Annotated in this window: 11 protein-coding genes; 4 read left to right on the forward strand and 7 right to left on the reverse strand. The window is 70.1% G+C overall.

Features of this window, described 5'->3' with window-relative positions; all coding sequences use genetic code 11:
* Nucleotides 1-20 precede the first annotated feature (20 nt).
* Nucleotides 21-2,345: a Tex family protein gene (locus BMY74_RS10785; protein ID WP_245786028.1), complete on the forward strand. Its 2,325-nt coding sequence runs from the start codon at nt 21-23 to the stop codon at nt 2,343-2,345.
* A 50-nt stretch (nt 2,346-2,395) separates the two neighbouring features.
* On the opposite strand, the gene BMY74_RS10790 is transcribed toward BMY74_RS10785, so the two are convergent.
* On the reverse strand, nt 2,396-3,634 hold the full coding sequence (locus BMY74_RS10790) for an ABC transporter substrate-binding protein (protein ID WP_143091529.1): 1,239 nt from the start codon (nt 3,632-3,634) through the stop codon (nt 2,396-2,398).
* A gap of 205 nt (nt 3,635-3,839) precedes the next feature.
* Here BMY74_RS10790 and BMY74_RS10795 point away from each other — a divergent pair, with 205 nt between their 5' ends.
* Nucleotides 3,840-4,703 carry an NAD-dependent epimerase/dehydratase family protein gene (locus BMY74_RS10795; protein ID WP_089913614.1) on the forward strand — a complete coding sequence of 288 codons (864 nt, stop codon included), beginning with the start codon at nt 3,840-3,842 and terminating at the stop codon, nt 4,701-4,703.
* A complete protein-coding gene (locus tag BMY74_RS10800) occupies nt 4,700-6,238 on the forward strand; it encodes a phytoene desaturase family protein (RefSeq protein ID WP_245786029.1) in 1,539 nt (512 codons plus the stop codon). The genes BMY74_RS10795 and BMY74_RS10800 overlap by 4 nt, the downstream gene beginning before the upstream one ends.
* On the opposite strand, the gene BMY74_RS10805 is transcribed toward BMY74_RS10800, so the two are convergent.
* From BMY74_RS10805 to BMY74_RS10825, 5 genes are all read right to left on the reverse strand, one after another.
* Nucleotides 6,232-6,669, reverse strand: coding sequence for an SRPBCC family protein (locus BMY74_RS10805; protein WP_089913619.1), 438 nt, complete (start codon nt 6,667-6,669; stop codon nt 6,232-6,234). The genes BMY74_RS10800 and BMY74_RS10805 overlap by 7 nt on opposite strands.
* A 20-nt stretch (nt 6,670-6,689) precedes the next feature.
* Complete coding sequence (locus BMY74_RS10810) at nt 6,690-8,054, reverse strand: SNIPE associated domain-containing protein (RefSeq protein WP_089913622.1); 1,365 nt, start codon at nt 8,052-8,054, stop codon at nt 6,690-6,692.
* Between the two features lie 95 nt (nt 8,055-8,149).
* Entirely contained in the window at nt 8,150-8,632 is a 483-nt protein-coding gene (locus BMY74_RS10815) for an SNIPE associated domain-containing protein (RefSeq protein ID WP_177229683.1), read from the reverse strand.
* A 43-nt stretch (nt 8,633-8,675) separates the two neighbouring features.
* Nucleotides 8,676-9,434 (reverse strand): LLM class flavin-dependent oxidoreductase, encoded by a 759-nt coding sequence (locus BMY74_RS10820; RefSeq protein ID WP_089913629.1) that lies wholly within the window; start codon nt 9,432-9,434, stop codon nt 8,676-8,678.
* A gap of 41 nt (nt 9,435-9,475) precedes the next feature.
* A complete protein-coding gene (locus BMY74_RS10825) occupies nt 9,476-9,949 on the reverse strand; it encodes a hypothetical protein (protein ID WP_089913632.1) in 474 nt (157 codons plus the stop codon).
* A 144-nt stretch (nt 9,950-10,093) separates the two neighbouring features.
* Here BMY74_RS10825 and BMY74_RS10830 point away from each other — a divergent pair, with 144 nt between their 5' ends.
* Complete coding sequence (locus BMY74_RS10830; RefSeq protein ID WP_089913635.1) at nt 10,094-10,645, forward strand: NlpC/P60 family protein; 552 nt, start codon at nt 10,094-10,096, stop codon at nt 10,643-10,645.
* Here the strand turns inward: BMY74_RS10830 and BMY74_RS10835 are convergent.
* Nucleotides 10,635-13,475, reverse strand: a complete 2,841-nt coding sequence (locus BMY74_RS10835) for an AfsR/SARP family transcriptional regulator (protein ID WP_089913638.1) — start codon at nt 13,473-13,475, stop codon at nt 10,635-10,637. The two genes, BMY74_RS10830 and BMY74_RS10835, sit on opposite strands and share 11 nt — an antisense overlap.
* Between the last annotated feature and the right edge of the window lie 19 nt (nt 13,476-13,494).

Raw genomic sequence — 13,494 nt, forward strand, 5'->3', positions numbered from 1 at the left:
AGCGGGCAGAATGGCGCGCTGTGACAACGCTCATCCACCAGAAGATCGCTGACGAGCTCGGCGTGGCCGCAGGCCAGGTCGGCTCTGCTGTCGAACTGCTCGACGGTGGCGCGACCGTCCCGTTCGTCGCCCGCTACCGCAAGGAGGCGACCGGCGGTCTCGACGACGCCCAGCTGCGCACGCTCGAGGAACGCCTCGGCTACCTGCGCGAACTGGAGGAGCGCCGGGCGGCCGTCCTCAACTCCATCCGCGAGCAGGGCAAGCTGAACGACGCCCTCGAAGCGCAGATCCTCGCCGCCGACTCGAAGGCGCGGCTCGAGGACCTCTACCTGCCGTACAAGCAGAAGCGCCGCACCAAGGCCCAGATCGCGAAGGAAGCGGGCCTGGAACCGCTCGCCGACGCACTTCTGGGTGACCCCGGCCTGAACCCGCAGGAAGAAGCCGCGAAGTTCGTCGACCCCGCCAAGGAGGTCGCGGACGCCGCGGCCGCCCTGCAGGGCGCGCGGGCCATCCTGGTCGAGCGGTTCGGCGAGGACGGCGACCTGATCGGCGAGCTGCGCGAGCAGATGTGGACGCGCGGCCGCGTCGTCTCCAAGGTCCGCGAGGGCAAGGAGACCGAGGGCGCCAAGTTCTCCGACTACTTCGAGTTCGACGAGCCGTTCGCCAAGCTGCCGTCGCACCGCATCCTGGCGCTGTTCCGCGGCGAGAAGGAGGAGGTCCTCGACCTCGTCCTGGAGCCGGAGGAGCCGCGCGAGGAGGGCCCCTCGACGTTCGAGGCGCGCATCGCCTCCCGCTTCGGCATCGACGACCAGGGCCGTCCCGGCGACAAGTGGCTCACCGACACCGTCCGCTGGGCGTGGCGCACGCGCATCCTCGTGCACCTCGGCATCGACCTGCGCGGCCGGCTGCGCTCGTTCGCCGAGGACGAGGCCGTCAAGGTGTTCGCCTCGAACCTGCGCGACCTGCTGCTGGCCGCCCCGGCCGGCACGCGCGCCACGATGGGCCTCGACCCCGGTTACCGCACCGGCGTGAAGGTCGCGGTCGTCGACGCGACCGGCAAGGTCGTCGCGCACGGCGTCATCCAGCCGCACGTGCCCGCGAACCGCTGGGACGAGTCGATCGCGAAGCTCGCCGCGTGGGCGAAGCAGTACAACGTCGACCTGATCGCCATCGGCAATGGCACGGCCTCGCGCGAGACCGACAAGCTGGCCGCCGACCTGATCAAGCGCCACCCGGACCTGGGCCTCACCAAGATCGTGGTGTCGGAGGCGGGCGCGTCGGTGTACTCGGCGTCGGCCTACGCCTCGTCCGAACTGCCGGGCCTCGACGTGTCGATCCGCGGCGCCGTCTCGATCGCGCGCCGCCTGCAGGACCCGCTGGCCGAGCTCGTGAAGATCGACCCGAAGTCGATCGGCGTCGGCCAGTACCAGCACGACCTGGCGGAGTCCAAGCTGTCGCGGTCCCTGGACGCGGTGGTCGAGGACTGCGTGAACGCGGTCGGCGTCGACCTCAACACCGCGTCCGTGCCGCTGTTGACCCGCGTCTCCGGCATCACCGCCGGTCTCGCGGAGAACATCGTGCTGCACCGCGACTCGAACGGCCCGTTCAGGACCCGCAAGGCGTTGATGGACGTCGCGCGCCTGGGCCCGAAGGCGTTCGAGCAGTGCGCGGGCTTCCTCAAGATCCGCGGGGGCGACGAGCCGCTCGACGCCTCCTCGGTGCACCCCGAGGCGTACCCGGTCGTGCGCCGCATCCAGGAGGCCGCGGGTGCCGAGCTGATCGGCAACACGGCGGTGCTGACGAAGATCCGGCCCGAGCAGTTCGTGGACGAGCAGTTCGGTCTGCCGACCGTCACGGACATCCTGAAGGAGCTCGAGAAGCCGGGCCGCGACCCGCGTCCGGCGTTCAAGACGGCGACCTTCGCGGACGGCGTCGAGAAGATCGCCGACCTCAAGCCCGGCATGGTGCTGGAGGGCGTCGTGACGAACGTGGCCGCGTTCGGCGCGTTCGTCGACATCGGCGTGCACCAGGACGGTCTCGTGCACATCTCGGCCCTGTCCAACACCTACGTGAAGGACCCGCGCGACGTCGTGAAGTCCGGTGACGTGGTGCGGGTGAAGGTGCTGGAGGTCGACGAGGCCCGCAAGCGCATCGGCCTCACGCTGCGCCTGACCGACGAGCCGGGCAAGCCCGCTCCGAAGCAGGGCGGCGGCGGTGGCCGTGACCGCGGCGGCCGTCCGCAGCAGCGCGGTGGGCAGCAGCGCGGCGGCCAGCAGCGCACCTCCGCGCCGCCGGCGAACGGCTCGATGGCGGACGCGCTCCGCAAGGCCGGGTTCGGCAAGTAAGTCAACAGAAACGGCCCCTCCACCCGGAGGGGCCGTTTCTCATTTGGCGACTACTTGGCGCGCGTGCCCTTGAGCTTCACGAGCTCCGACTCGAACAGCTCCTCGACGGTGGTGAGACCGCCGGGCGCCTTCGAGTCGACCTTCGTGACGTAGGACTGGGTGGCCGAGGGCCGTCCCACCAGCGAGTAGTGCAACGCGCTGGTCAGGCCCTGGGTGTCGAGGCCGTTGGTGTTGTGGAACGCGTCCAGCACGCCGTCGCGCGAGAGGTCGCCGTTCTGGCAGGCCTTCTCGATGACGGAGAGGAACACCTTCGCGACCGTGTAGCCGTGGTCGACGTAGATCGCGGGCTTGTCGTTGGGGTAGTACTTGTTGAACGCCGCAGCGACCTCGCGCGGGCCGGGCTGGCTGCCGCTGAACGGCGCCACCGACGTCACCACGGACACCTGCTTCTCCACGGCCGGGCCGACCGGGGAGTCGAGGATCGCGGTGTCGAAGCCGACCACGTTGACCATGAACGGCACCTCCCACTTCAGCGCCGCGGCCACCCCGACGGCGGCGGCGGTCTGGGCGGGCGTGGTGCTGAGCACGACGGCCTTCGCGCCCGCGGCCTTCAGCGCGGCGATCTGCTGCGTGAGGTCGGCGGTGGTCTCGCTGATCGGCTGCTCGGCGATCTTCATGTTCCACTGCGTGCCGACGAACCGGCTGCCCTCGACGGCGTTGTCGCCGTAGCTGCCCTGGGCGTACACGTGGCCGACGGTGTCGCCGTCCTTGATCACACCACGGCGCTTGTAGTGATCGAGTCCGTTGATGACGTCGAGGTCGTACGTGGTGCCGACGATCATCATGTGCGGGTTGCCGAGCAGCGACGCGGCCCAGGACGCGGGCGCGGTGAGCGTCCGGGTCTGCATGATGTCGGGCTCGATCGCGGCCGTCATCGGCGTGCCCGCGAGTTCCAGCAGGCCGAGGACCTGCGGCTCCAGGTCGAAGTAGGCGTCGAGGGCCTTCTGGACGTCGTACGCGTGGTCCTTCTGCTTGAGCTCGACCTTGCGACCGCAGATGCCTCCGCGGTCGTTGACCTGCTTCAAGTACAGCTCGTAACCCTTCATGCGGGTGAGCGCCGACGCTTTGAACGGCCCTGTCATGTCCGTGAGGATGCCGAGCGAGATCGTGTCGTCGGTAACGCCCGGCCCGGTCTTGACCTGGGCCTTCGCGTCTTCCTTTGCGCCACAGCCGGCCACGAGGACGGCTAACGCCAAGGCGGCGGAGGGCAGTACGCGGCGGAGGGGCATGCAGAGGTCCTTGTCCAAATGATCGAGGCATACTAAGCGGTAGCTCAGTATTGGGTGGAGGCCCGCATAATGCCCCCTTATGTGTTACGGAACACAGCGCCGTAAGGTTCAAGTAACTTCCACTTGGTTACGGAGTGTGCTAGCTCTTCGGTACCGAACGAAATGAGATACGCGTGATCGGTCACATCGCGGGTATCCGGACAGGGTGAAAATCGTCGTCACCGGTGCGTCCGGCAACGTCGGCAGCGCGCTGCGCCGCCACCTGGACTTCACCGACGCCGGTGTCGACGTGCGGACCCTGTCGTCACTGCGCGACTCCTTCCGCGGTGCCGACGTCGTGGTGCACCTGGCGTTCGCGATCAAGCCCACGAATCGCCAGACCAACGTCGACGGCACCGAACACGTGCTCGCCGCGTGCGTGAAGGAGGACGTCGGGCACCTGGTCGTCGCCTCCTCGGTCGCGGCCTACGCCCCGGCGGAACGCTGGTCGAGGGTCGACGAGTCGTGGACGCTGACGGGCATCGCGGACAACACCTACAGCGCGCACAAGGTGCGGCTGGAGGAGCTGGTCGGCCGCTACCCGCTGCCGTGCAGCGTGATCCGGCCGTGCGGCATCGCCCAGGCGTCCGCCGCCGAGAAGATCCGCCGCTGGCTGATGAGCCCGCTGCTCCCGCCGAGGCTGCTGCCGTACCTGCCGGTCCCGTTGTGGAACGACCTGCGCCTGCAACTCGTGCACGCGGACGACGTAGCGCGCGCGATCGTGGCGATAGTGGAGCGCAAGGCGTTGGGCGCCTTCAACCTCGCGTCCGAACCGGTGCTGACGGCACCGATGATCGCGGGCCGCGTGGGCGCCGGCCGGTTGCCGGTGCCGTACCCCGTGATCGAGACGCTCGCGGGCGCGACGTCGCGCCTCGGACTGCAGCCCCTGACCCCGGAATGGGTCCGGATGGCCGACCAGGCGCCGCTCGTGAACACCACACGAGCACGTGAAGATCTGAAATGGTGGCCCGAACACGACGCGCGCGATGTGCTGCGCGAGGTCATGACGGCAATGGGAGGACGTGCGTGAACGAGGTCGACGCGGTCGTCATCGGCTCCGGTCCGAACGGACTGGTCGCCGCCACCCTGCTGGCGGACGCGGGCTGGGACGTGCTCGTCCTGGAGCAGCGCGACACACCGGGCGGTGCCGTGACATCGGCCGAGACCACCGCTCCGGGCTTCACGAACGACGTCTACAGCGCGTTCTACCCTCTCGGTCTCGGCTCGCCGGTCATCGGCGCGTTGAACCTGGACGTGCAGTGGGAGCACGCACCTGCCGTGCTGGCCCACGTGCTGCCGGACGACCGGGTCGCGCTCCTGTCCCGTGACGTCGACGTCACCGCGAAGTCCGTCGGCACGTTCGCCGACTCGGACGCCGAGGCGTGGCACGCCGCGTTCGCCCAGTGGCGGCGGGTCCGCGACAGCGTGCTGGAGAGCCTGCTGCGGCCGTTCCCGCCCGTCCGCGGCGGCCTGTCGTTGCTGCGCACGCTGGGCCTGGGCGACACGCTGCGGCTGACGCGCCTGCTGACCCAGCCCGTGCGGCGCCTCGGCGAGGAGCTCTTCTCCGGCGAGGGCGCACGGGTGCTGCTCGCGGGCAACACGATGCACTCGGACCTCGGCCCGGACCAGGCCGGCGGCGCGGGCTTCGGCTGGCTGCTCGCGATGCTCGCCCAGGACGTCGGCAACCCGGTCCCCCGCGGCGGCGCGGGAGAGCTGGCCGCCTCGCTGGTCCGCCGGTTCGGCGGACGGATCGAGACCGGTTCGAAGGTCACCGAGGTGCTGCACGCGCGCGGTGTCGCCGTGGGTGTGCGTCTGGAAGACGGCTCCGTCGTGCGCGCACGGCGCGCGGTGCTCGCCGACGTGCCCGCGCCCCGGCTCTACCTCGACCTGATCGGCGGCGACGCGCTGCCGGCGAAGCTCGCGGAGGACCTGAAGCGGTTCCAGTGGGACGGCGACACGATCAAGGTCGACTGGGCGCTGTCGGGCCCGATCCCCTGGCGCAACGCGGAGGCCTCGCAGGCGGGCACCGTCCACCTCGGCGGCGACGTCAACGGGCTCGCGACCGTCGCGCACGAGCTGGCGTGCGGCAAGGTGCCGCGCAACCCGTTCATGATCCTGGGCCAGATGACGACGACCGACCCGACCCGTTCCCCGGCCGGCACCGAGGCCGCCTGGGCCTACACCCACGTGCCGCTGGGCGGGGCCTGGACGCCGGACCGCCTGAAGCGCCGCGCCGACCGCCTGGAGCTGATGATCGAGGAACGCGCACCCGGCTTCCGCTCGCTCATCCAGGCCCGGTCCGTGCTCGGCCCCGACGACATCGGCTCGGTCAACGGCGGCACGGCGGCGATCCACCAGCAGCTCGTCTTCCGGCCCGTGCCCGGCCTCGGCCGGGCGGACACCCCGTTCGACCGCCTCTACCTGACGGGCTCGTCGGCGTGGCCGGGCGGCGGCGTGCACGGCGCGGCGGGCGCGAACGCGGCACGGGCGGCGCTCGCCCGCTGGGGTGCGGCGGGCGAGCTCTACCGGACGGTGGTGCAGGGCCTGCAGAAGGCGATCTACTGACGACCCTTGGCCAGGTCGTCCAAGCGCTGCAGGGTCTCCTTGTTGCGGGGCGTCAGCAGGACGTCCTGCACGACCTTGGGCATCAGGGTCGACGGCCCGCGCACCACCCGCTCGGCCATGCGCACCTCCGTCCGCGACTCCCCGAGCGCGTGCAGCGTGAACGTGATCCGCGCGGCCCCGACCGGCCACAGCCGCGCATCGAGCTCGAGCAGCTCGCGGGGCTCGCAGCGGACCACCTCGGTGGTGTCGCTGATGACGAGCGGCCACGGCCCCACGCTGTGGTGGATGCGCGTGCCCGGCTCCGGCCAGCCCTCGTCCACGTCACGGATGTGCGACGCGCCGACCACCCATCCCGCGTACGACCAGCCGTCGGCGAGCACCGCCCAGACGGCGTCCACGGGCGCTTCGACGTTCAGTGCGACCTCAGCCATGCAGTGGAGATACCCGCAAATCAGGAAGCCACGCTCTGCCGGTACTCGGCGGCCTCCGGTTCGAGGACGTACTCGAGCATCTGGCCGGAGTGCTTCTTCAGCAGTTCGCGCACGTCCTCAGGCGTGGCGTAGAAGAACTCGCGGCGCATGTTGACCCGGTTGACCCGGCGGTCGGACAGCTCCTGGTGCAGTTTGGTCTCCAGTGAGACCGCGTCGGCCGAGTAGTGCAGGATGTGCGTGTCATAGCGGAACGGCACCGACGCGTCACCGAGTTCGAGCACGCGCTCCTCCGGGTGCAACCGCCGAGTCATGCCGATCTTGACCATCTTCGGCCCGAACGCACCCAGGTTGCTGATCACGTACACGTAGCCGGCACGGATGTTGGCCTCGCGCTGGTGGACACCCTCAATCCCGGAGACGACCTTGTCCAACTCGGACTGGAGCTCCTCCGCAGCCGCGAGATCCCCCTTGTCCAGCAACGCCTTGCGAACGTTCTCCAGGTGCTTGCGCTCCTTTTCGAGCTTCTCGAGCTCGCGGCGGAACTCGGCCTGGGCCTTGGCCTCCTCGCGCAACCGCTCGCGCTCGGCGCGTTCGCTCTCCTTCTCCTCCTGCTTCTTCTGCAGGTAGTCCGCCGTGAGTTCGAGCTCGCGCATGCGCAACGCCTCGTAGCGGTCGTCGATGGTGATGCTGAGCATCTTGCCGAGCTTCTCGATGGCCTCGGCCGCGCGGACCAGCCGTTTCTTGGCCGCCTCGACAGACCCCGCCTTCATCACCCGCAGGCTGTTCTCCGCCTCCGCGTTGTACGAACGCAGCATGAGCTTGCACCAGTCGGCGACCATCTTGGCGCCTTCCCTGCTCGATCCGTTGAAGGTGAAGTTGCTGCTGCCGGTGACCGCCGTCTTGTCCCGGATCATCTGCTTCATAGCGTCCTGCACGCGATCGAGTTCGCGCTTGTACGCCTCGGCGTTCTCGAGCGGGTGGTGGTAGCGGAACACACCGGCTTCCTGGAACAGCAACTCGTCGGTGAACGGCACGAGCGCCGCCTTCGCGGTCTCCAACTCGGCACGCAACCGGGTCAGTCCCTGCTCGAACCCCTGCTTCCGCAACGCCAGCGCCTCGTCCTGCGCCTGGCGCTCGGCCGCCAGCGTTCGCTCGTGAGCCTGCCTCTCACCCGCCATGGCCTGCTGGTGTGCCTGTCTCTCACCGGCGTGAGCCTGGCGCAGGCCGGCGAGTTCGGCTCGCATCCGGTCGATCTCCTCACGCAGCTGGGCGTGGTCGAGACCGCCGATCTGCTGCAGGTAGCCGCTCAACTGGTTGACCTGCTGCTGAAGCCCGCCCGCAGCTTGCTCAAGCGAAACGATCTTCTTCTGCTTGCTGCCGAACATCGGTGGGCCCCTTCGACGCGACGACGTGTACCGGCGTCATCGCGGAGCATGCCGAAGCCGTTAGACCAATCGGGCAAACCCACCCGAACGGACGATCAGGAGGCAATCCGGCGGGGGCGGCGGCTTTCGGCCTTGCGCCGCAGGTGGTCGGCGGTGAGCTCCAGCTCGCGGATGCGCAGCGCCTGGTAGCGCGGCGAGAGGCGGAGACCGACGGTCCCGCTGAGGCGCTCGATCGCCGACGCCGCGCGATCGAGCCGCCTCCTCGCCGCGTCCAAGCCGCCGGCTCGCAGCATCTGCAGGCAGTTCTCGGCCTCGCAGTTGTACGAGCGCAGCATCAGCGCAGACCAGTCCTCGACCAGCCTGCGCCCGGTCGCGTCCGATCCGTTGTAGGTGGCCTGCCCGCCACCCTCCACGGCCGCACCGGTCTTGATCAGGGCCTTCATCTCGTCGTGGAGGAGGTCGAGCCGCGCCTGGTGGTCGGCGACGGCCACGCGTTCGACGACCCAGTCCGGCTGAGCGGTCCCGCGTTCTCTGCGACCGAGCATGCCCACCTCCCCGATCAGCGACGAAAGGCCCATGCCCCTCTCCATCGCAAGGAGGAATCCGCCGTTATCCCCGGCGCTACGCGCTCACCCCATCGAGTGATCCCACGAAACGCACGAACCCTTCGGGGTCCTCGCTCGTGGCGGACTGCTGCAGGATCACGCTGGTCGCGCCCGCCTCGGCCACCTGGGCCACCAGGTCCGTGACGAACGCGGAGTCCCGCGAGTCCGTCTCGACGTAGACGACCACGGGGTGCTCACGGGTCGAGCTGATGGCCTTGACCCTCGCGAGGTCCGCGGACGCGTCGAGGATCGTGCCGTCGCCGATCTCGCCCGCGAGGTCCAGCGTCTTCATGCCGAGCCCGCCCACGTAGATCGGCATCGGCGCGGACGGCGGCCAGTCGAGCGCCACGCCGTCGAGCTGCACGTACCGGCCCTGCACGGTGACGCGGTCGCCGGCCAGCAGCGCCTTCAACGCGCCGGTGTACTCCCGCAGCAACGTCAGCGGGGACGCCACGCGCGCGCCGACCTGACCCATCCAGTCCTGCACGCCGTGCCCGACACCGATCGTGACGCGACCAGGGAACAGCCGCTCGAGCGTCGCGGCCTCCATCGCGGTGATCGCGACGTTGCGCAGCGGCACCGGCAGCAGGCCGACGCCGACCTTCAACCGCGAAGTCCAGGCCAGGGCGGCGGAAGCGCACGCGATGCCGCTCTCGAGGAAGCAGTCCTCCCACAGCCACAACGAGTCCACACCGGACTCCTCCGCGGCGAGGACGACGGAGCGCAGGTTCTCGGGAGGGAGCTGGGGCCGGTAGACGGCGCCGAGTGTGGTCACCCGTCCAGTACTACCGGCCCCACCCCCGGTTCAGCAACAGCTCAGCAGCCGCCGCAGTTGTAGTAGGTGACGTCCCAGTGGTTCGACTCGAGGTAGTAGATGTTCCCCGCGCCGGACTTCCACTTGTTGCCGCCGATGGACGAGAACGTGCCCTTGATGTAGTTGGTGATGCAGCTGGACAGCCGGTAGTCCACCTTGTAGCCGTTCCAGTGCGAGTAGGTGCCCGACGCGTGGCCGGTCTCCGTGCCGCCGGTGATGGTCAGCGCACAGCCCGACGCGCTCTTGAACGTCTTGGCGCCCGCGATGGTCGTCTGGTTGATCTGCTCGAACGACGTGCAGTTCGGCCGGTTGCGGTCACTGCAGTCGCCACTCGAGTCCCAGGCGATGCCGGCCGCACGCAGCTGTGCGGTCGCCTGTGCGTGCGTGTACTTCGCCGGGGCCGCCGACGCGACGGACGCGCCCATGACCAGAGCGGCGAACATCGCGACCACGGCTGCGATCGTGCGAACGAACATGTGCTCCCTCTCCTTAAGCCCAAGGTGGCCGGAAACCTAGGAAGGAGCGGTAAAGGAAGGCCTAAAACGGCCTTAGGCCGATCTTTGGCGCCTCAGTGGACAGTTCCGGTCATCACCAACTGCAAGTCGATCGGAGCAACAAGCATGCGCATTCGCCACGCTCTCGCGGCGACCGCCATCTCGCTGGGGCTGCTCGGCGGCATGAGCGGCATCGCCCAGGCCGCGCCGGAGGGTCCTGCCGAGCAGGAGGTCTCCCTCTCGCAGGTCCAGGCGGCGGCCGGATACGGCGGTTCCATCAGCCGCACCGAGGTCATCAAGCGCGCCAAGGACTGGTGGGACCGCAAGGTTCCGTACAGCCAGTCCGCGTACGCGTGGGACATCAACAAGGGCAAGAAGTACCGCACGGACTGCTCGGGCTTCGTCTCCATGACGTGGAAGCTCACGACCAGCCGCAACACGCGCAACCTGGACGAGGTCGCCACCAAGATCTCCTGGGCGAACCTCAAGCCGGGCGACATGATCCTGCGCAACGGCCACGTGAAGCTGTTCGAGAAGTGGGCGAACTCCGCCAAGACGTCCGCGTGGATCTACGAGGAGGGCAGCACCGCGACGGACATGGACCACGAGACCGTGACCATCTCGTCGCTGAAGAGCGGCGGCTACGCGCCGTGGAAGTACAAGAAGATCACCGGCTGACCCTGAGGGGCGCGAGGCCCCACTGCGAACGCCACTGGTGCACCTCTCCCTGCTCTCTCGTGCCCAGTCGTGCGAACAGGACGGCGGCCTCGTCCCAGGAGCGGTCCGCGCCCGCGACGTCCCCCAGACGGGCGTGGACCGCTCCGAGGTCCCGGAGCGTGCGGGCGCGCCACAGCGGCAGGCTCAGGTCGTTCCACACCGGCAACAGGTCGGTCAGCACGATCCGCGCGCCGGCGTGGTCGCCCGCCGCGAGTCGCCACTCCCCCAGCGTGCGGCGCACCAGGGCCTCACCGAACCGGTCCCCGACGTCGCGGCACCCGTCCAGCGCCTGCTGGATCAGCTCCTCGGCGGGGTCCAGCAAACCTTTGCGCAGCAACACCTTCGCCCAGGCCTGGGCGGTGTAGCAGCCGAGCAGCTCGTCGCCGGTGCCCTCCACCATCTCGTGGGCGCGGCGGATGTGGTCCTCGGCGAGGTCGAGCTCACCGCGGGCGCGGTGGACGAGCCCTATTCCCCGGGCCGCCAGCGCCTCGCCACGACGGCTGCTGGCCTGGCGGTAGACCGCCTCCGCGAGGCGGAGGGTGCCGAACGCCCCCTCGTCGTCACCGAGTTCCCGCCGGATGGAGCCGAGTCCGTACAGCGCGTGCGCCTCGCCCTCGGGATCCGTGCCCTCCAACAGGTCGCGGGCCCTCTCCAGCGCCTCCAGCGCGCACGGGTACTGGCCCAGGTCACGGCACACCATGCCGATGCCGTTCATCGCGACGGCCTCACCGCGCACGTCGCCCAGGTTCACGAACAACGTCTGCGCCGTCTCGAACCACGACCGCGCCTCGACCAGGTTGTCGCGCTTGTAGTGCATCTGCCCGAGGCTGCACCGCAGCACCGCCTCCAGGCGCAGGTCTCCCGCCCTCCACACGGACTCCAGCGCCGCCGTGTGCGTGCGTTCCCAGGCCTCGTAACGGTTCCTGAGCCCGAACCACGCGAACACCAGCACCTCGGCCAGCTGCGACGCCATCTCCGCGAGACCGAGTTCCGCGGCGCGTTCCACCAGCCTCGTGAGCAACGGCTCCTCGCGCGCGAACCAGGCGTCCTTGTCCGTCGGTCGTGCCGCCGAGGTGACGACGCCCAGCGTGTCCTGCATCCGCGGCACCGCCAGGAAGAGCTGCTCGGTCAAGCCGTCCACAGTGGACAGCGCGGCGACCACGGCCCTGCGCACCACGTCCTCGCGTTCCTGCCGCGCGTCCTCGGCCTCGGCCAGTTCACGGGCGTGCAGCCGCACCAGCTCGTGCATCCGGTACCGCGCACTGCCGATCACGTCGAGCAGCCGGGCGTCGACGAGCTGGTCGAGCACGTCCTCGTCGAGCAGGTGCGCCCACAGGAAGCTCGGCACCTCGGGCAGCCCGAGGAACCCGAAGATCCGGTACGCGCGGCGGACGTTCTCGTCGAGCGCCCGGTAGGTGAGCTCCAGACCGGCCCGCACCGCGAGGTCGTCCGCGACGAGCTCGTCGAGCCGGGACCGTTCGTCGGAGAGCCGCCGGACGAGCTTCGACACCGGCCAGTGCGCGCGCCCGGCGAGCCGCGCGCCGGTGATCCGCACCGCGAGCGGCAGGTACCCGCACAGCCGCGCGACCTCCTGGGCCTGGTCGGGTTCCGCCGCGACCCGGTCGTCCCCGAGGATGCGCTTGAGCAACGTGACGGCCTCGTCGCTGCTCAGCACGTCCAACGGGATGCGGCGCACGCCCTCCAGCCCGCACAGCCTGCTGCGGCTGGTGATCAGCGTCAGGCAGCCGGGACTACCCGGCAGCAGCGGCCGGACCTGCGACACGCTCGTGACGCCGTCCAGCACGATCACCACGCGCCGCCCGCTGACCGTGGCCCGCCACAGCGCCGCGCGTTCCTCGGCGGACTCCGGGATGCGTTCGCTCGGCACGTCCATCGCGCGCAGCAACGCGTCCAGCGCCCCGGACGGCGAGTGCAGGTCCACGAACAGCTGCCCGTCCGGGTACCGGTCGGCGAGCCGGTGCGCCGCGTGCACGGCCAACGCGGACTTGCCGACCCCGGCCGGGCCCTCGACCCACCAGACGCCGCCGTCGCTGTCGAGGAGCCTGCCCAGCTCCCGGTCGCGCCCGGTGAAGTCGCCCGCGTCGCGCGGCAGGTAGTTGCGCCGGCTGTCCCGCGAGCCCTCCAGCACGTCGCGGTAGAGCTGCTGCAACTGCTCGCCGGGCTCGACCCCCAGCTCGTCGACGAGCACCTTGCGCGTCTCGCGGAACACCCGCATGGCGTCCGCGCGCCGCCCGGCCCGCGCGAGGGCGGTCATGAGCTGCCCGCGCAGCCGTTCGGCCAGCGGGTACTCGGCGACGAACGCCCCGAGCCGGTCGACCAGCTCGGCGTGCCGCCCCAGCGCCAGCTCGGCGTCGACCCACGCCTCGGCGGCCGCGAGCCGTTGCACGTCGAGGGTCTGCGCGAACACCACGGGCGTGCCGCGCCAGAGCTGCAGTGCCCGGTCCAGGGTGTCGGCCCTGACCTTCAGGTCGGCCTCGTCGGCGGCGGAGGCCACCAGCCCGCGGAACGCGTGCAGGTCGACGTCCCCGGGTTCGGCGTTGAGCACGTACCCCGCCGCCCGGTGCTCGACCGGCAACCCGGCGCGGCGCAGGCTGGAGATGTGGACCTGCAGCGACTTGCGCGCCTGCGGTGGCGGCTCCTCGCCCCAGATGAGGTCGATGAGCCGCTCGACCGGCACGACCTTGCCGCACTCGACCGCCAGCACGGCCAGTATCTGCGCGGGCTTCGGCGGCACCGGCGGTTCGACCGGGCCGAGAATCCTGACCTCCACTGCGCCCCCACCGGTGTTG

Origin of the sequence: Lentzea albida, from assembly GCF_900111005.1 — a bacterium.
Taxonomy (GTDB): domain Bacteria; phylum Actinomycetota; class Actinomycetes; order Mycobacteriales; family Pseudonocardiaceae; genus Lentzea; species Lentzea albida.